We start from the raw sequence: 18,812 nt of genomic DNA on the forward strand, positions 1-18,812 counted from the left end.
CCCGGTGGAGGAAGGGCACGCGCCGCCCGCCGAGACGAGCGACGTGGACCACCAGCTCGGCGGGGACAGGGCTCCGGTCGGCGCCAGGCACGACGCCTCCGGATGCTTGGGCCGGGTCGCTGCCCCAGAGGAGGCCACCGATCTTGTCCGCGGTGTCCTTGAGGACGCGGCTGGTCAGGTGCTGGTAGCGGCGACGCATCCGCGCGGACTTGCCGGGTTCCCAGCCCATGATTCCGTCCACGACCGCGTCGGAGACGCCGAGGATCAGCAGAACGGTCGCCGCGGTGTGGCGGGCGTCGTGGAGGCGGCCGTCGCGGACTTCCGCTGCCTTCAACAGGTCCTTCCACTTGTGGAAGTCCGTGTTCGGGTTCAGGGGCTCGCCGATGGGCGAGGTGAAGACGTACCCCTTCTCCGTCCAAAGATCGCGGGCAAGGGCACGCTCTCGGGCCTGCTCCTCCTTGTGCCGACGGCGTAGATCCATCAGCTCGTCCGGGCCGCCAATGGGCCGCTGCCCGGCTCGCGACTTCACGTTCTTGGTCTCGCGCCGGATGTTGATCTTCTGCGGGCAGAAGCCGGGCTTGCGCCCGCAGCGGTCGCCGCAGCCGTGCTCGTAGCGGGGCCGCAAACGGCCTCGGCGGACACGGATCGCGCCGAGCTCGAAGTCGACGTCGGTCCATTGCATGCCGAGAACCTCGCCTTGCCGGAGACCGAGCGCCAGGGCGATCACCCAGCGGGCCGCATTGCGGTGCTTGCCCGCTTCTGCCAGGAGGCGCTGGACTTCCTCTACCGAGTACGGCTCGACCTCATCCTCTTCGAGGCGCGGGGCCTTTGCGATCGTGGCCGGGTTACGAGTGAGGTGGCCACGGCGCACCGCCTCGTTGAGGGCGGTGCGAATGGTGCGGTGGGTCTGGTGCGCGGTGCCAGCAGCGCTACCGGTCTCCTGCATCCTCTTGTAGAAGCGCTCCAGGTGCTCCGGCTCCAGCTTCTCCAGGCGGTGGGCACCGAGGCCGGGGATGAGGTGGTGGTTCACCGCGACGCGGTAGCCGTCGATGGTGTTCTCGGAGACGTTCGGCGCTGCGATGTCCTCGACCCAGTGGGTAAGCCAGGTCTCGAGCGTCCAGCTCTGGCCGGCCTTGCGCACCGCGTCCTTGTCCCGCTGCCGCTCCACCTCCCTGACGGTTTTGGTGACCTCCGCGCGGGTCTTGCGGCTGACGTGGCGCCGGTCCGGCATGCCGTCATCCTTGACACCGACGGTGACTCGGCCGTGCCAGCGGCCGTCCTTACCGAGGTAGATGGACGAGGCGCCGTTGGGCTGACGGCTTTTCGCCGTCCCGCCCCGGGTCATGCTGCGGCCCCGAAGTCGTCAACCGTGAGGCGCCGCGCCAGGAAGTCGTTCACCGCCTCTGCTGGGATACGGCGCAAGCTGCCGATCTTCACAGAGGCGATCTCGCCGGAGGTGACGTACTCGTAGAGCTTCGTGCGGCCGATGCCGATGCGTCGCGCGGCTTCGGCGACGGTGAGGGCGACGAGGGTGGTATCGCCTTCGGGCCGAAACCTCGCCGAGCTGCATCACCTGCTGGAGCTCATAGCCGAGGCTCTGTGCGAGCCCGCCGACCTGCGGGAGGTCTGACCACCGTGATCGCTGCCATCAAACCGTCCGGGTCAAACACCCGTGGCCTGCTCGCCTACCTCTACGGCCCTGGCCGCCACGACGAACACCTCGACCCGCACATCGTCGCCGGATTCGCGATGCTCGGCATGCCCGACCCCGGCCGCGACGAGAACGCGACCCTGACCGCACTCGGCCGCCACCTCGACGCGCCGGTCCGCCTGCGCAACAGCGAGTTCGGCAAACCGGTCACCGACCACGTCTGGCACTGCCCGGTTCGCGCCGCCCCCGAAGACCGCCACCTCTCCGACACCGAGTGGGGCGAGATCGCCCAGCGCATCGTGGAAGCCGCCGGAATCGCCCCCGCCGGGGACGATCTGGGATGCCGCTGGATCGCCGTACGCCACGCCGACGACCACATCCACATCCTCGCCACCACTGTTGGTGAGGACGGCCGCCGTCCCAAGCTGCACGACAGCGGTCTCCGCGTCGGCAACGCCTGCCGGCAGATCGAGAAGGACTACGGCCTTCGGCAACTGAAGAATGGCGACCGCACCGGCACCCGCCGCCCCACCCAGGCCGAGATGCACAAGGCCGAACGCCTCGGCTGGGAACAGACCAGCAGGCAATGGCTCCAGGACCGCATCCGCGCCGCCATCCCCCACGCCACCACAGCCGAGGAACTCCTCGCCTACCTCGAAGCCGACGACATCCCGGTCAAGCCACGGCGCGGCCCGTCCGGAGACCTCCTCGGCTACGCGGCCGGACGCCCCGGCGACCTCGACAAAAACGGCGAACAGATCTTCCACCCCGGCGGGAAGATCGCCCCCGACCTGTCCCTGCCCCAACTAAGACCGTGTCCTATGTGGTGAGGCGGATGAGTCGTTGGTAGCAGCAGAGGGTGGCGGCGAGGCCGAGGAAGGCCAGGTAGTTGCGGGGTTGGCGTTCGTAGCGGTGGTTGAGTCTGCGGTAGCCGGTCAGCCACGACATGGTGCGCTCGATAACCCACCTGTGGCGCCCTAATCGCTCGCTGGATTCGATTCCTTTGCGGGCGATGCGGACGCCGATGCGTTTGCCGCGGAGCCATTTCCGCAGGTCAGGCACGTCGTATGCTTTGTCTGCGTGGAGTTTGCGGGGCTTGTAGTTCCAGCCGTTCTGAGGGTCGTGTCTCGATTGGAGGCCGGCCACCATGGGCTTCAGCCCGAGGCTGTCGTGGGTGTTGGCCGCGGAGACACCGACGACCAGGGGCAGTCCGGCCGCGTCCGACAGGACGTGCATCTTCGAACCCGGCTTGCCCCGGTCCACGGGACTCGGGCCTGTGAGTTCGCCCCCTTTTTGGCCCGCACATGAGCGGAGTCGAGGACCACGCGGGAAAGGTCGAGAAGCCCGCACTCGTCGATACGGCCGATGACGGCCTCGTGCAGGCGCCCCCAGACACCCGCCCTGGACCAGATCACGAAACGCCGGTGAGCGGTGGACTTCGAGATCCCGAAGCACGGCGGCAGAGCCCGCCAGGCACACCCGCTCACCAGCACATAAATGATCGCGGCGAACAGCGTCTCATCAGGCGTGTCCTGCGTCCCGCCGCCTTGCGGCCGCACCTTCGACGGTGGGATCAACGGTTTCGCGATCTCCCACAGCCCATCCGGAACAATCCAACTCCACGTACCCCGCCCCATGCACAGCCCAACGAGCCACCCCCACATAGGACACGGACTAAGCGCCACAAGCTTCACCACCACGCTCTGCATTACCTGGGTACGCTGGGTGGTCAGAGCGAGACCAGGGGAGTGGTGGGGCGGGGATGAGGAAGAGCACGCAGGGGATGCCGCTGGAGGTTCGGCAGGTTCGTGAGGCCCTGCTGAGGGAGTTCACTGACCGGATTTCAATGGACGACTTCGAGAAGAAGGATCCTATGGAGCGGGAGACCGCTCTCTTATCCCGGGCTGTGTCGGCGAGGGCAGCTCGCATTCTGACCGACTGCACCTCAGACGAGGCGGCCGCTGGGGTGATCGATGGCAGAGCCGACTTCGGCATCGACTCCGTGGCATTCTCCGCTTCCGGGACGGAACTCTGGCTGATCCAGGCTAAATGGAAGAACTCGGGGACAGCAGGCTTCGACACTGAGGCGGCACTCAAGCTCATCCACGGCCTCAAGAAGCTCGATAACCGGGATTTCGACCACTTCAATGAACGCCTTCGGCTGCTCGGGGACCGGGTGCACGGCGTTCTCAAACTGCCCACCTGCAAAGTGCACCTAGTCGTCGCCCTGATGGGGGACGGCCGGCTTTCACCCGAGACACGCAACATTCTGGATGAGGCAGCCCGTGAATTCGGGGGACTCGGCCGCACCGTCGAATACCGAGTGGTGGACCAGGCTGACTTCCACCGGGCCATTCGGGAAGAGCTGGAGCCAGAGCCCATCAGTGTGACCGCGAAGATGACCGAGGGCTGGCACGACCGCGAGACCCCTTACAAGGCCATCGTTGGTGAGGTGAGCGCCGCAGAGCTTGCCCGGTGGTACGCAGACAACGGCGAGCGCCTCTACGACCGTAACGTCCGCAAGTCGCTCGGGCTCACGGGAGTCAACAAGACTTTGGTCGACAGCATGTTGGAGGACCCTGACGGCTTCCTCTACCGCCACAACGGCATCACGGTGCAGTGCGACACCATCGAGCGGGAATTCTTCGCGAAGCGGGCGACCGGAGCGCCTATCTCCCTGACTCTCCGCAACGCGAGCGTCGTGAACGGGGCACAAACCGTCACCTCAGCCAACCGGGCCTTCGAGAAGGACCCTGACGCGGTGGCCGAAGCCTACGTCTCTGTGCGGATCGTCTCTGTAGAGGGGACGCCTGAGGGGTTCGCACAAAGCGTCACCAAAGCCACCAACACCCAGAACCACATGGAGCGCCGGGACTTCATCGCTATTGACCCGGTTCAGAGCGAGATCCAGAAGGACTTCAAGCTCTCACTGGACAAGGAGTACGTCTTCCGGCGCGGAGAAATGGACCCGGCTCCCGAGTCTGGCTGCTCGGTCACCGAGGCGGCCACCGCTCTGGCCTGTGCGTATCGGGATCCAACCTTCGCGGTCCGGGTCAAGGGATCGACCGAGGCCCTGTGGAAGGAAGGCGCTGACGGCGCCTATACCCGCTTATTCGGGCAGCAGGCAAGCGCCTACCAGATCTGGCGTTCGGTGCAGGTTCTGCGAGAAATCCGGGACGAGCTCACAAAGCTCCGGTCTACGCTATCGGGGAGGGCGGCGTCCATCGCGGACACTGGGGCGCTACTGGCCGCGCATGTGGTGTTCCAGCAAATCGGCAGCGAGGTAATTGAAGAACCCGACAGCGATTGGGACACGATTCTGCAGGGCGTGCCTGACCAGGTGCAGCGTATCCTGGCCGGCCTGATCGGCATGGTCGACAAACTCTTCACCAACAAGAGCTACATCACGAGTACTTTCGCCAGCGAGGAGAAGTCCAGACAGCTTGTGCAGGCGGTCTTGCTGACGCTCGACGCAGGGAGCGATACCCCTGACTTCTCGGCGTTCGTGGCGGCAGCCAGCAAGAAGCGTGCGAAGCGGCCCCCGACGATTCACCTCCTCGTGGACCACGACCTCATCCCCGACGGCACGCCGCTGACCTACGCGCCCAGTGACACCGAAGAGCGGGCCATCGGCGCCTGGCTCGATCAGGACCCGCGCCGACGCCGGGGCACCTGGCTCAACGACCGCAAAGCGCCGATCCTCTGGGAGGCTGATGGCCGACGCTACTCGCCGAGTGGGCTAGTGAATCGCATCTGGCAGCAGGCCGAATGGCGGGAACAGTGGAGCGCTGTCCAAGGACCCAAGCAGTGGCGGGTACCCGGGGAGGGGACGCTGGTCGAGATTGCGGAACGGTTGTGGCGGCGGCTGGACACGGAGCAGGAGCCGATAGAAGACGACCAGCCCTAAGTTCAAGCACCCCCGGGTCGAGACCGTGTGGGCCGAGAGCGCTCGGCCCAGACGGTCTTGCCCGTGGGGTGGCATGCACTTCAGCGGCGTGGCCCGCGGCCTCCAACACACTCGTGTCCCGGTCTCAGTTCTGGTCTCATTCACCGCCGTCCACCAGGGTTCACACCCCAGCGCAGGTCTGGCTATGCCGCAGGTCAGGACGTTCCCACCCACCCCCGAACACCCAAGCGAACATTTGGAAAGCGTGTTGGGGGCAACCCCTCACGAGTTCGAATCTCGTATCCTCCGCCATTGCTCTCACCGGGCAATACGTCGAAGGCCCCCGCTGCTCGCAGCGGGGGCCTTCGACGTATTCCGTCCTAGTTGGTCTGCAGGGCAGGAGGTGCTGGCGGCCTCGTCAGGGGGACTGGCTGATGCCGCGCCGCCAGACGTTGGTGATGGCGCGGGTGGCGGTGATGTCCCGGGTGGGGTCGCCGTCGACCAGTAGCAGGTCGGCGCGCAGGCCGGGGGCGATGCGGCCACGGTCGGCCAGACCGAAATGGCGGGCGGGGACGCTGGTGCCGGCGGCCAGTGCCTCCCGTGGGGAGAGGCCGGCCTGCGTCAGCAGTTCCAACTCTCGGTGCAGGCCGTCGCCGTGGAGAGGGGCGAACGGGTTGGCGTCGGTTCCGGCCAGCAGCGGCACCCCTGCCCGGCGCAGCGCTCCGGCCACGTGCCTCGCGTTGGCGACCTGGTCCGGGCTGCCGCCGCCGCTCACCTCGTAGTTGACGATCGCGCTGACCACGAACACGCCCTGGGCCGCGGCCCGTTCGGCCAGCTCGTCGGCGGCTGGATCGCCCGGAGCGGTGTCGGCCCAGATATGGGCCAGGCCGTCCACTCCCGCATCCAGCGCGATTGCGGTCTCCTTGGCGGTCACCGCGTGCGCGATGGTGCGCAACCCGGCGGCTCGCGCCGCATCGGCCAGGGCTTTGACGGTGTCAGGGCCGAGGGTGGGAACCGGGGCCCGGCCCGTCGCGCCCTCGTCGATCACGACCTTCAGGTAGTCACTGCCCTCGGCGAGCCGGGCCGCGACAAACGCCATGGCGCCTTCGGGGTGCGTGATCGTCTCGAACGGCCCGTCGGCATCCTCGGGACGCTCCAGCATGGGCGCAATCGCCGCTATGACTGCCGACGGGTGGCCGCCCGGTGCGGTGGCGAGGACTCCCGCGCTGCGCAGATCGGCGATGTCGTCGCGAGCGGCGGCCAGCGCGCGTTGCCGCGCCAGGTTCGGCGGCAGGCAGAACATGTCCAGTTCGGTGGTCACCCCGAACATCAGCGCCTGCGCGAGGCTGCCGTCGAAGGTGTGGGTGTGCGCGTCGATCAGCCCGGGGAGCAGCGTTCTGCCCGTGCCGTCGACCTCGATATCCGCCGGACGGCCATCCGGCTCGGCTATGTGGTCGCCGACGACGAGAACGTCAGCGCATGCGACTGCCTGTGCGCCGTCGAAGACGCGGACGTCACGTATGAGAGTTCGCAGGGCGGTTCGCATGGGGGCCTCCAGGATCACTTCGCCAGAGTATAGTTCGCTAGAATACGGTACTCCAGCTAACTATATTCGAGCAAATAGAATGCCCGCCATGACCGACCACGGCGCGAACCTGACGGACCGAATCACCGAGGACTGGCTACGTGAACGGCCGGACCTGGACCTGTCCGCGCTGGCGATCGTCGGCCGGCTGTCGTTCGTCGCCGAGAACGTCATCAGTCCGGTCGGCGAACGAGCTGTCGAACGCCACGGCATCGGGAAGGGCGACTTCGACGTACTCGCGACGCTGCGCCGCACCGGAGCCCCGTACACCCTGAGCCCGTCGGCGCTGTCCGCCGCGCTGATGATGTCGCGAGCAGGCATGACGAAGCGGCTCGACCGCCTCGACAAGGCCGGGCTGGTGGAGCGCACACTCGACGCGGCCGACCGCCGCAGCTTCCGGATCACCCTGACCGGCGAGGGCCGCCGGGTCGTCGACGCCGCACTCACCGACCTCGCAGCCACCCTCACGCGCCTGACCGCCGGCCTCACCGCCGAGGAACTCGACGGCCTCGAAAGAGGGTTGAACGCCTTGTCGCGCGCCGCCGGACGCACCACCCACCCGCCCGCCGCGGGGGCTTGACGCGGTACTGCCTGGTCTCAGTCGCTTTTTGTCTCGGTTGGCCGGGCGCGTTCAGGTTCCTGCGTGGACGTAGGCCGCCCAGACGTGGGGGCGGTCGGGGATGCGGCGGCGTAGTTCTCGGACGGTGCGGTGCAGGGCGTATGCGGAGGTGCCGGCGCCGGTGGCCGTCATGCTGCGGTAGAAGTCCCGGGTGACGTGGTCCGCGTGGGTGCTGTCGATCTCCCAGAGCGTGCCGACCGCGGTGGGGAAGCCGGCGAGAAGGAAGGCGCTGGTGATGTGGATGGCCTCGTCCGAGAGCCGCTCGGACGTGCGCGCGGTGCCGCAGGCGGCGAGGAAGGCGAGCCGTGCTGATCGCGGCTGCGTCCGGCAGATCTCGAGGACGGACAGCGGCTCGCCGCTCGGCAGGTGGAGCAGAGAGCCGGAGGGTTCCGTCGGGTCGGTGGCCGCGTGGCAGCCGAAGTGCACCCACGGCGTGCTGCCGAGCGCGGCGAGCACTGCCTCGCGGGTCGCGGCGGCGCCGACCAGCGGCTCGCGCGCGCCGAGCAGTCCGGCCGCGTAGCCGGCCGCCGCCGCGACGCCGGGCAACTCGTCCTCGGGCGAGGCGACCAGCAGGGCGCTGCCGTTGTCGGCGGTGTCCCGGTGCTCGGCCCGGGTGCGGGCGTACGCCAGGGTCCGGAACCCGGGGACGTACGACGACACCACGGCGTCGAGCGCGGCGCCGCAGCCGTCGAGTTCGCAGTCGGGCAGCGTGCACTCGGCCGCGTGCAGCGGCAGGGCGTTGAAGGAACCCGTGGGCACCCACCAGATCCGCGGCCACCCGCCTTCGTCCGGAACACCAGAAACACCAGATACACCACGAGCGTCAGAAGCCTCAGGAACGGGGTCGCGCGACCCTACGAGTTCCAGGACCGGGCACACGATCTTGTGCCAGGTCCACGCCAGCGTCTCGCGGAGCGTGGCCCCGGCGGCGATGAGCTGTGCCGGGGACGGTCTCGACGCACCGTGCGCGTTGATGGCGTCGACAGCGTCACGCAGCCGCCGCGCCGCATCCGTGACCTCGTCCGACTCGGCTTCGAGGCGAAGGGCGGTGATCGACCGGGCCGTCACGACGAGGGCGTGGCAGTGGCGTCGCGCGTGGTTGAGCACGACGATCGGGCCGTCGGCCGCGAGTGCGCGTAACTGCTCGACGGAGAGCGGGCGCAGGAAGCCGTCGAACCCCGGCCGGGTGCGGATGCGCTCCACCAGCTCGTCAAGTTCCCGCGACGCGCGGAGCCTGGCGAGTCGGGACCACTCGGCGTGCCCGCTGGGGGCCGGGTCGGGCAGGTCGGGCTCAGCGGTGAGCTGGTCGGTCAGCCGCTCGAACTCGTCAGCCAGTGCGGGGTGCTCCGACCGCAGTCCGCTGAGATCGGTACGGGCCTCGATCCGCCGGGACAGCAGCAGCCCGCGGCCACGCTCGAGCAGCTCGGTGGCGCGGTCGACGTCGGGCCCCGCGACGATGCGGAAGAGGCTCTCCGGCGTCAGCAGGGCGGCCGGCGGGCGCTGTTCCCGCAGGGCCGCCGCGAGTTCGTCCCTGAGGTCGCGCGCCCAGGCGGCGGCCTCGCGGCCGAGGGCCCGCAGGAGGACCAGCTCGATGATCGAGCGGATGTCCCCCTCGAACGACGTCAGGCCGTGCTCAGCGGACTGCTGGTCGCTGCCGCGGTCAGTGATGTCTGCCATGGCTTCGACCGCCGCTTCGAGGTGGGACAGGGCCAGATCGACTGGTTGGCCCCTCCCTAACGCGCCTGCTGCGGCCCCGAGTTCGCCGTGCGCACGCATCCACACCGGGATCATGGGGCCGGTCCAAGCGGCGTCGTCGGCGGCGCCGGACGGCTGGGTCCGGAGAACTGCGAGCATGGCCTCCATGGCGTTCACCGGGGCCTGGAGTGGGGCCCCGGGCTGCTGGTCCAACGGGGAAAGCGGGGCCTCGTCCGGCCGTTCCGGCGGGAGGATCGGAGGCAGACGTCCCTGAGCGATGGCACCGATGAAGGTGCGCATCGTGTCGGCCCAGCTCGCAGGTGCCTCCTCCTCGACGGCGCGGAGCACCTCGTCGGCCTCGGCCACGAGACGTGCCCCGTGCTCCGGGTCGGCGCCGCGCACCACGACGGCGCGCTGGGTGAGCATCCGCAGGAGCGTGGAGGCGGTGAAGATCCGCATCGGGTGGTCGGCGGGACATGCCTCGAACGTTCTACGGCACTGGTCGACCTGGTCGTCGGTGAGGTCGGGCTTCGGACCGCCGCCGGGCCCGATGCTCTCGACCAGGTCGAGCAGGGCGTCGCCCATCACGTCGAGCCCCGGCAGACGTTCCCCGGCCTCGGCGGAGGGTTCGGCGGTGAGCTCCTTGAGCCGCCACGCGATCTCGCGGGCGCGCACGAGCTGGCCCGGTTCGTGGCCGAACAGATAGTTCTGCACGGCGTTGAAGAATTCGGTACGAGCCGACAACACCGCCAGGTTGATGTCGGCGGGTGCCCCTTCGGTGGCCGCCGAGGCGAGCAGCGCCGACGCCTCTCGCGCCGTTTCCGCGTCGAAGCTCCCGATCGACTGGAACGTGAGGGCGAAGGCGAGGACCTGATCGAGCTCTCCGGGGAAATCGGACGTGTGCGAGCGTGCGTAGCGCAGCAGCGGGACGGCCTCGTCGAGGACCTCGCCCAAGGTCGCGGGATCGCCCTGTCCGGCGCCGAGGGCCGAGAGGGCACTGCCGAGCGTTCCTGCCACCGGCGCCCGCACGGAAGGGTCGTCCTCCCCGATCTCCGCGAGCAGTTCCCGCAGGACCGCGATGTCGGAGGCGAGGTGTTCCGGGTCATCGAGGCGGATGTCGTCGAGGCGGGACAAGAGGTAGCCCAGCTTGGCCAGTTCCCCGTCCGCCGTGTCAGAGATGCCGTCGACGATGTCCGCCAGCGCGCCCATCAGAGGATGTCCGGGCGCCATGGTGCGCAGGTCCGCCGCGCGCGCGTCCGCCGCACCGTCCGGTAGGTCGGTGCCGATCGTCGACAGGGCGACGGGCAGCGCGACGTCGAAACGACCGCGGCGCAGCAGGCCGAGCGGCAGGAAGTCGGCCGGGGCCCCCGCCGCCGCCTCGTCGGTCAGCGACCGTGCCTCCGCGGCGAGTTGAGCCGCCCTGGCGGGTTCGGTCTCCCGCACAGCCTGCGCCCGCGCTCCCGTGAGAGCGGCCAGCACGGCGACATAGCCGTGACGGTGCGGCTTGTCGGCGGGCAGGGCGGCCAGTGCGGCGCGGTACCGGGAGATCCGCAGATCGGAGATCGCGTCGGGGTTTCCGATCGCGGTGGCTATGTAGAGAATTTCGATCTCGATGTCCGGAACGGGTGAGGGCTCACCGTTCCGCGTGGTGCGCTCCTTGAGCTGCTCGATCACACGGGCGAGCGACAGCCCGGCGTTCTGGACGTGGCGCGGATCGTCGCCCGGCTGCAGCTCCTTCATCTTCCTTACGGCGGCGATGAGTTCGGCGAGGAGTTCCTCGCCGGTGTCGCTCATCGTGCCCGTCACGTCGACCGTGGCGAGGAGTTCGGGCGCCTCGCGTGCCGCCTCCCGTGCCGACTCGTCGTCGCCACGCTCCCGGGCGAAGGCGTCGAGCGCCCTGCCCAGGGCGGCAGTGACGAGGGGACGGGCCGGATGGCCGGCGGGGGTGTGGGCGAGCGCCGCGCGCAGCCGCCGTACGCCGCAGGCGATCCGGCTCGCGTCGTGCTCGCTCACCCCCGCGTCGGCGATGAGCGAGCCGACGCGCAGGTCCTGTTCCCCCGGCCAGGAGAAGGGTTCGGCGTGCAGCGTGCGCAGGAAGCTCAGCCCCTCGGCGGCCTCCGGGGTGAGCGCCTCGTCCGGGGCCGCCGCGACCAGCCGCTCGACCTCGTCGAGCGCGGGCTCACCGAGCAGCCGCGCCGCGTCCAGCACGGTCCTGAGGGCGAGCGCTGCCGCCTCGGCGCCTGCCGGGCCGAGGGAACTCAGCCCGACGGAGGGCAGCCGCTCGCACACCGCTCCCGCGTGCCGGGCCGCGGCGGCGAGCGCGTCCGGATCCGCCGCGAGCTGGAAACGCATCATGTTGAGCCCGAGGGTGTGGAGCGCCAGCTCGACGAACCCCTCGTGGTCCTCCGGCAGGTATTGGTGTGCGGTGGCCGACCAGGCGAGCGCGCGGTCCAGCGCGGTCAGCCGGTCGGGTTCCCCGAGCTCCGGTACGTCGACCAGCGAGTTGTCCGGTGCGCCAGCTGGAGCGTTGACCAGCACGTCGTCCGGAGCACCAGCCGGCGCGCTGTCCGGGCCGCCATCCGGCGAGTTGAGGACGGCTTCGCCGTACGCCGAGCTCACCAGGTACGCGAACCGCGCGTCGTGCGCCGGATCAGCGGGGTCGAAGGCGTCCCGCAAGGGCCCGGGAAGCTGTGCGGCCGCGGACAGGCGCGGGCACAGGAATCCGAGGGTGCTCACCATGATCGTCACGTTGCGCTGCGCGTCCGGATCCTCCGGGCCCTGGTGGCGGAGCCAGAAGGTCCAGCAGACAGCGCTGACCGAGCCGAGATCGATCGCTCCCTCGGGCGACGGCGCGGCCTCGCGCAGCAGGGCCAGCGCGTCGCCCACCGCGTCCTCCCCGCGCAGCGGCGCGGGATCCCGGGCGTTCTGAGCGGCTACGAGGCGTGCGACAACTCGTTCATGAAGCTCAGTCATCGTCCAATTAACGTAGTCTGATTGCACGTCAAGTAGCAGTGCTTTTCCGGGCTTTCAGGGAGTCTGCGGTGGGGGACGGGGCGAAAGCGCGCAGGGTTTACGAGGATGCCGTCGAGTACCTGTGCCGCAACGTCGACGCGGTACGCGAACTGATCGGCCCGGACCGCTGGGACGCTTCCTTCGCGGTCGTCCGGGACACCGACCCTTCCGCCGACGCATGGCGGGACGCGGTGCGTGCGTTGCACAACGCGGCCGAGAGCGCCGGGATCCCCGGCGGGCTCGGCCTGCGCTCCACGATGGGCGTGGGCGACTGGCCGTCCGCGCCCACGCCGCAGTCGGTCGGCTGGGTCTGCCCCACGGGCCGCTGTGCCCGGGTGGACCTGCACGAGGGCGGGACGGCCACGGAAACGCCGACGTGTGCCCTGACCGTACGGCCGATGCGCCTGGTGGGCGGCTGAGGACAGTGGGACTGCTCGCCGAACTCCAGAAGCGCATCCCCGACGGGTGGTTCCTGCGGCGGTTGCTGCCCGCCGCGTTGTTCGTCGTGGTCGCGACCGTGGGCGGCGGGCAGCTCGGCCAGCGCCACTGGGACGACCTCGGGCTCGCCCGCGAGCGGATCGCCGCCGCGCTGCGGCTGAGCGGCGGCATGTCCACCGACGGCGCCGCGTCGCTCGTGCTCCTCGCGGTGGCGGTGGTGGGCGCCGCGTTCGCGGTGCCCTTCGCCGCGGGTGCGATCGGCGCGCTGTCGTCGGGGGCCTGGCCCTGGTGGCTGATGCCGCTGGGCCGGCGGCTGACCGCGTTGCGGGTACGGCGCTGGGCGCATCCCGACGAGATCGGAAGGGAAGCCGTCCGGGCACGCGCCGCCGGAAGGGAGCTCCGCGCCGACCGGCTCGACGCGCGCCGGGCCCGTACCGGATCGGCCAGGCCCGGCTCCCCCACCTGGTCGGGCGATCAGTTCCGCGCCGCCGAGGCGCACGTCGAAGCGGAGACGGGTGTCGACATCGCGAGCGAGTGGACCGCGTTGCTGCTCGCGGTACCGGACACCTCCCGCGTCGCGCTGAGTGACGCTCGCGACGCCTACGACGCGGCGTGTGAAGCCCTCGCCTGGAGCGCCGCGTTCACGGTCCTCGGCGCGTGGTGGTGGCCCGCCGCGCCCATCGGGGTCGTACTCTGGCTGGCTTCCTGGCAGTCGCTGCGCCGCGCGGTACAAGCGCTGTGCCGCACTACCGAAGCGGTCTTCGCCATGTAGCGCACCCATCACCTTTCGCAGCGCTGCGCCTCGGGAGCAACTCACACCACGGAACAGCAGTGTTCACTCTTCCTGATGAACACTCATAATTTTTCCGGATGCCCCGTCCACCGCCCCGCATAGTGAAACGCGCTGTTTCCCGGATTCTGAGACAGCAAGAAGAAATCCGTTGATCGAAAGGTGACTCACCATGCGGACGGCAGCACTCGACCGGGTTGAACTCGTCTTCACTCTCTTCGACGTCAACGGCAACGGATACCTTGAGGCCGAGGATTTCGAGGCCATGGCGAAGCGCGTGATCCAGGCGGTACCCAACGCCGACGACAGCGCGAAGAGCACCATGCTGGCCGCCTTTCAGACGTACTGGACGACCTTGGTCAGCGAGCTGGACGCCGACCACGACGGCAGGGTCAGCTTCGACGAGTACACGGCCTGTGTCCTTTCTCCGGAGCGCTTCGACGAGGCGATCTCCGAGTTCGCCGAGGCGCTCTCCGCCTTGGGCGACCTGGATGGCGACGGGGTCGTCCAGCGGCCCGCCTTCGTCGCGCTCATGACGGCCATCGGCTTCCAACTCGCCAACATCCACATCCTGTTCGACGCTTTCGGTCCCACGGATTCGGATCGGATCACGCGGGCGGTCTGGGCCACCGGAATCAAGGAGTACTACAGCCCCGACAAAGCCGGCATCCCCGGAGACCACCTGGTCGGAGACGTAGCGGCCTGACACCGCGTGCCGTACCGCCGCCGAGCGGTTGCCGTCAGCCGGCCGCGACAGGCCGGGTGCGGGAAGTCCATGACCGAGAAGGACGACGACTCCTCCAAGGACGAGCCGGTCACGGTCACCGGGCGTCTCGAAAAGCAGACGGCCGACGGCTGGGAGCCCCTGGCCGGGGTCTCCGGCGGGATCCTCTTCGGGCCGACCAGCGAGTACAACACCTTGGTGGACGGCGGCCGCCTACGGCAGCTTCAGCACCGAGTACATCCCCTGGGAGACCGGATTCTTCCAGGTCGCCCACCAGAGCGACGATCCCTTCGTGGCAGAGACCAGGGCTCACAGCTCCACCGTCGTGGTGCTTCAGCCATCCAGTACTCGGCGGACGGCACCACCTGGACCACGCTGACCACCCTTGAAGCACGCTGGGACGGCATGGGCTACGGCTTCGCCGCCGACCTCGTGAAAAAGAAGCCGGGATACTTCCGGGCCCCCGTTCGGTCCTCACCGGCCGGTCCCACCGGGGACGCTGTCCGGGTCTTCTCATCTTCAACCGCACCAATCTTCACAACTCCTCCTCACCTGGTTGCCGGGAGCGCTACCGTTCGACGGGTGCGCAACACGTATCCGTTGCGTCACAGAAAGGCATGTTCGCGGCTGCGTGGGCCCGCTCCCGTAGCCGCGCGTCTGGGAGGGGGCCGTATGTATCAGATGGCCAAGGGTTCCAATGTCGGCCTGGCATCGCTGAGCGATGCCGCGGATTCCGTGATCGTCAGCCTGTGCTGGAGCAGCGCGGCCGGAGACGGGGACGCGGATGTGTCCGTGTTGCTGCTGGACGGCAACGGCAAGGTGCGCAGCGACGCCGACTTCTTCTTCTACAACCACCCCGCGGCGGCCGACGGCAGTGTGCAGCTGTTGGGGAAGAATCCGACCGGCAGTGGAAGCGAAGACCGCATCAGTCTTGATCTGACCGCCGTCCCCCAGGATGTCGAGCGCGTCGTGGTCGCGGCCAGCCGGGACAGCGGCTCTCCCTTCGGCGAGTTGGACGACCTGCTGGTCACACTCAGTGACCGAGTGGGCGAGACACTGCTCGGGTTCTCCATCGCGGACGCGAGCGTGGAGACCGCGTTCATCTTCGGCGAGCTGTACCGCCGGGGCGAGGAATGGAAATTCCGGGCGATCGGGCAGGGCTACGACTCCGGACTGGCCGGCCTGGCCACGGACTTCGGCATCGACGTGGACGACGAGAGCGATGATGCCGCCGCAACGGAGGCGGTAGCGGTAGCGGTAGCGCAATCGGCGCTCGCAGCCGAAGTCGCGCCTCCATCGGTGGAGCCGGCGGTGGCCCTACCCACACAGGGCGCACGCGGCCCGCAGCCGGTCGAAGCTGAAACGCCGCCGGCGCGCGCCCGCCGCCCCCGTACCGCCAAGAAGAAGGTCACGCTGGCCGCCGTGGCGAAGAAGTCCCTGGCCGAGAACGACGGTTGGAAGCCTGCGCGGCTCTTCCCCGTACCGTCACTCAAGAGCGACAAGGAACGGGAGGTGCGCGCCACCTCCGTACTGCTCTCGGTGATGGCGGAGGTACCGGAATTCGGGCGCCGGCTCACCGCCCCCTTCGGCGCACCGGCCGGACGCATGCAGACCTTCACCGAAGTCCCCCTGCCCCACGGAGAAAACCCGAAGCGACCGGACGGTGTGATCCGTGTGGAGCGGGCGGGCAAACTGTGGACTGCCCTGGTCGAGACAAAGACCAATGGCAATCCGCTCAAGCCCGATCAGGTCCAGAGCTACATGGACATCGCAGCTCGGCGCGGGTACGAGACGGTCATCACCCTCTCCAACGACGTGGCTCTCGAGGGCAGTCCCCTGGTGGCCGTCAAGACGGACGGCCGGCGCAAGCACAAGGTCGCCCTGTGGCACTTGTCCTGGGCCGAGGTCGCACACCAGGCACAGATGCTGATCCGCCACGAGGGTGTGGGCAATACCGCCCATGCCTGGCTCCTGCAGGAACTGCTGCACTATCTCCAGCACGAGAACTCCGGCTGTCACGGCTTTCAGAACATGGGTCCTGCCTGGGTGCCCGTGCGCAACGGTATCGACACGGAGACTCTCTGCAAGGGCGACCAGCGCGCCACCGAGGTTGTCGAGAGCTGGGAGCGGCTGATCCGCCAGGTCTGCCTTCGGCTGGGCGGTGAACTCGGACAGAAGGTCCTGCCTGTCCAACGCGCCAGACGCGGCACGGACCCGCACTCCCGGCGAGCCCTGCTCACGGACCGACTGTGCGAGGAAGGCCGCCTGAGCACCGAGCTGCGCATCGACGGGACGCCCGGCGTCCTCGCGATCGTCGCGGATTTGCGGACCAGCAGAATCCGTGTCTCCATCGAGGTCCCGGCCCCCGAAGGCAGTTACCCCCTCGCCTCGGCCAAACGCCTGGCCCGGCTCCTGGCCCAGGCACCGGCAGATCTACACGTCGAAACCCTTGTCGAGGGAGGCAATGGCCCGCGCGGCACACTCGAGAAACTGCGCCCCGAGCCGGCGGACATGCTTCCCAAAGACGGCGCACAGATCACGGGCTTCCGGATGTCGTTGTTCAAAGGCATGGGATCGACCCGCGGCAGCGCCGAATCCGGATTCATCCGCAGCATCGACGATGCCGTGGACCGGTTCCACGGAAACGTCGTCGCTCACCTGTCCCCCTTCGAGCGGCTCACGGCACGCCGTACGCCGTCGTCCGCTCCCTCACCACAAGTGAAGGTGTGAATCCGGAGTCGCAATTACGGGTGACTCGGGGGTGGGCTCAGGGGTGGCCGAGTAGTTGGCTGCCTGCGGCCAGGTCGGTGCGCGCGGTGAAGAACTCGGTGAATCCTCGGACGAACTCCTCCTCCGTGATGCCGCCGTCGCCGTCCTGGTCGAGCTGCCGGAAGCCGTGCGACAGCTCGGCCGGGTGCAGACGGGGGCCGAAGACGGCGCGGTACTCGTCCGCGTCCAGGACGCCGCTCCCGTCGGTGTCGGCCGCGTGGAAGACCGCGCGTACGGCTATGTGCAGGCCCCGCGCCAGGTAATCCGGATCGCGGTCGCAGTGGGCCATGGTGGCCGCCACGAACTCCGCCTTGCTGATCCGCCCGTCGCCGTCCGTCTCCATGGCCCGGCGGAGCTGTTCCCACCAGACGTCGAAGGCCGCGTAGACCTCGGCCTCCCCGCTCTCGTTCAGTTCGAGTTGCCAGCAGACGTTGTGGGCCATCGCCCGCAGGTCCTGGGCGCCGACGAAGCCGTCGCCGGTCTGGTCGAGAACCTGGCTGAAGAACCGTCCCAGCTTGGGCCCGCGTGCGTCGCGCCGCCACCGACCGGGCCGGGCCGCGTGACGTGGAGCCGGAATGTCAGCGCGCTCCGCGGGCGGAGCCGACGAAACCGGAGCTGAACGGTCCGGAGCCGGCCGCGATCGGTAGCGCCAGCGGTCCGGCAGCCGGGTCGCCAGGCGGCGCAGCCCGTGGTGCAGCGCCCAGGAGAGCCATGCGTGGCGGCGTTTTCCGGAGAGCCCGAACCGCTCGCGGTAGGCGGGCGGCAGATCCGCGAGGGTCAACGACGTCACCACCACGGCGATCAGCAGCCGCAGCAGCGGCCACACCGGACCGAGATAGCGCGGCCGCCGGGGCCGCGGGGCCTCGCGGAGCATGTCGTACAGCAGGTAGCGCGTCTGCTCACCGAACTCCAGCCGCTCCCGTACGACCGAGTCGATGTACGCGGGAACCTCGGCCGCGGTGCTCGGCAGAAAGCCCTCCGGCAGCCCGAACGCCTCGCAGATCGGCCGGTACTCCGCGTAGAGCTCCGCCAGCTCCCGGGGGGTGTACGGATCGCCCGACAGCTCCCTCATGGCCACGATCGCCTCGTACAGGGTGATCAGGACCCAGGCCTGCGTGGCCGGATCCCGGGCCGAGTACGCGCGGCCGTGTTCATCGGTGCCGGTGATGCGCTTGTGCGCGCGGTTCAGCCGGGCGACCTCGCGGCGCAGCGTGTCCCGGTCGGCGCAGACCAGCCGCTGTCCGCTGCCCATCGTGTGTTCGATCCTGCGCCAGGGGTGGGCGCGGTACGTGGAGTGCTCCGCCGTCCCGGCCGCGACCACCGGGTGGGAGACCTGCAGAACCAGCAGCCGCCACGCCACGAGGGCCATGCGCCACTCGCTCAGGCCGCGCCGGAGCGGAGAGAGGGGGTCGGGATGAGCAGTGCTGTCCACGGATGAACTCCTCGGTCCGCGCGGATATTCTCGCCGATCCCGATCTGCTCATCCGCGACGGACCGGAAACTCATCCCAAATAAGTCATACCGCAAGCCTGGGGGCGTGAGACCCGGCGAACAGGCAGGCGCACGGGGCGCGTTCCGGCACTGTCACAGTTCCGCCAATGTCTTCTGTCTCACGTGGTGGTACGGCAGACTCAACCCCTCAC

The 18,812-nt window shown here is 69.1% G+C and carries 10 protein-coding genes and 3 pseudogenes; 7 read left to right on the top strand and 6 right to left on the bottom strand.

Going from position 1 to position 18,812, the window contains the following annotated elements; all coding sequences use genetic code 11:
- Positions 1-118: 118 nt before the first annotated feature.
- Both ACZ6MZ_RS00440 and ACZ6MZ_RS00445 read right to left on the bottom strand, forming a co-directional pair.
- A pseudogene (locus ACZ6MZ_RS00440) lies at positions 119-1,345 on the bottom strand (tyrosine-type recombinase/integrase); the annotation flags it as partial.
- Positions 1,342-1,560, bottom strand: a pseudogene (locus ACZ6MZ_RS00445) (helix-turn-helix domain-containing protein); the annotation flags it as partial. The pseudogenes ACZ6MZ_RS00445 and ACZ6MZ_RS00440, both read right to left, overlap by 4 nt.
- A gap of 75 nt (positions 1,561-1,635) precedes the next feature.
- Here ACZ6MZ_RS00445 and ACZ6MZ_RS00450 point away from each other — a divergent pair.
- A pseudogene (locus tag ACZ6MZ_RS00450) lies at positions 1,636-2,463 on the top strand (relaxase/mobilization nuclease domain-containing protein); the annotation flags it as partial.
- A gap of 7 nt (positions 2,464-2,470) precedes the next feature.
- Here ACZ6MZ_RS00450 and ACZ6MZ_RS00455 read toward each other — a convergent pair.
- Positions 2,471-3,288 (bottom strand): IS5 family transposase gene (locus ACZ6MZ_RS00455; RefSeq protein ID WP_469348911.1). Its coding sequence is split into 2 segments (ribosomal slippage): positions 2,471-2,946 and positions 2,946-3,288, totalling 819 coding nucleotides; the frame shifts between segments, so codons are not numbered across the junction.
- Positions 3,289-3,413: 125 nt separating this feature from the next.
- Between ACZ6MZ_RS00455 and ACZ6MZ_RS00460 the strand changes: the two genes are divergently transcribed.
- A complete protein-coding gene (locus ACZ6MZ_RS00460; RefSeq protein WP_469348914.1) occupies positions 3,414-5,558 on the top strand; it encodes an AIPR family protein in 2,145 nt (714 codons plus the stop codon).
- Positions 5,559-5,955: 397 nt separating this feature from the next.
- Here ACZ6MZ_RS00460 and ACZ6MZ_RS00465 read toward each other — a convergent pair whose 3' ends face one another.
- On the bottom strand, positions 5,956-7,083 hold the full coding sequence (locus ACZ6MZ_RS00465) for an amidohydrolase family protein (RefSeq protein WP_469348916.1): 1,128 nt from the start codon (positions 7,081-7,083) through the stop codon (positions 5,956-5,958).
- Positions 7,084-7,171: 88 nt separating this feature from the next.
- Between ACZ6MZ_RS00465 and ACZ6MZ_RS00470 the strand changes: the two genes are divergently transcribed.
- Positions 7,172-7,702, top strand: a complete 531-nt coding sequence (locus tag ACZ6MZ_RS00470; protein WP_469348918.1) for a MarR family winged helix-turn-helix transcriptional regulator — start codon at positions 7,172-7,174, stop codon at positions 7,700-7,702.
- Between the two features lie 51 nt (positions 7,703-7,753).
- Here the strand turns inward: ACZ6MZ_RS00470 and ACZ6MZ_RS00475 are convergent, their stop codons facing one another.
- The gene (locus ACZ6MZ_RS00475; RefSeq protein WP_469348919.1) at positions 7,754-12,409 is read right to left on the bottom strand and encodes a CHAT domain-containing protein; all 4,656 of its coding nucleotides are present in this window, start codon (positions 12,407-12,409) and stop codon (positions 7,754-7,756) included.
- A 68-nt stretch (positions 12,410-12,477) separates the two neighbouring features.
- Between ACZ6MZ_RS00475 and ACZ6MZ_RS00480 the strand changes: the two genes are divergently transcribed.
- From ACZ6MZ_RS00480 to ACZ6MZ_RS00495, 4 genes are all read left to right on the top strand, one after another.
- Positions 12,478-12,867 carry a hypothetical protein gene (locus tag ACZ6MZ_RS00480; RefSeq protein WP_469348920.1) on the top strand — a complete coding sequence of 130 codons (390 nt, stop codon included), beginning with the start codon at positions 12,478-12,480 and terminating at the stop codon, positions 12,865-12,867.
- Positions 12,868-12,872: 5 nt separating this feature from the next.
- Positions 12,873-13,658, top strand: a complete 786-nt coding sequence (locus tag ACZ6MZ_RS00485) for a hypothetical protein (RefSeq protein ID WP_469348922.1) — start codon at positions 12,873-12,875, stop codon at positions 13,656-13,658.
- 190 nt (positions 13,659-13,848) lie between these two features.
- A complete protein-coding gene (locus ACZ6MZ_RS00490) occupies positions 13,849-14,382 on the top strand; it encodes an EF-hand domain-containing protein (RefSeq protein WP_469348923.1) in 534 nt (177 codons plus the stop codon).
- Positions 14,383-15,072: 690 nt separating this feature from the next.
- Positions 15,073-17,130 (top strand): TerD family protein, encoded by a 2,058-nt coding sequence (locus tag ACZ6MZ_RS00495; protein WP_469349613.1) that lies wholly within the window; start codon positions 15,073-15,075, stop codon positions 17,128-17,130.
- 37 nt (positions 17,131-17,167) lie between these two features.
- Here ACZ6MZ_RS00495 and ACZ6MZ_RS00500 read toward each other — a convergent pair whose 3' ends face one another.
- Positions 17,168-18,601: an oxygenase MpaB family protein gene (locus ACZ6MZ_RS00500; RefSeq protein WP_469348925.1), complete on the bottom strand. Its 1,434-nt coding sequence runs from the start codon at positions 18,599-18,601 to the stop codon at positions 17,168-17,170.
- Between the last annotated feature and the right edge of the window lie 211 nt (positions 18,602-18,812).

The organism is Streptomyces sp. NPDC042201, assembly GCF_055582185.1.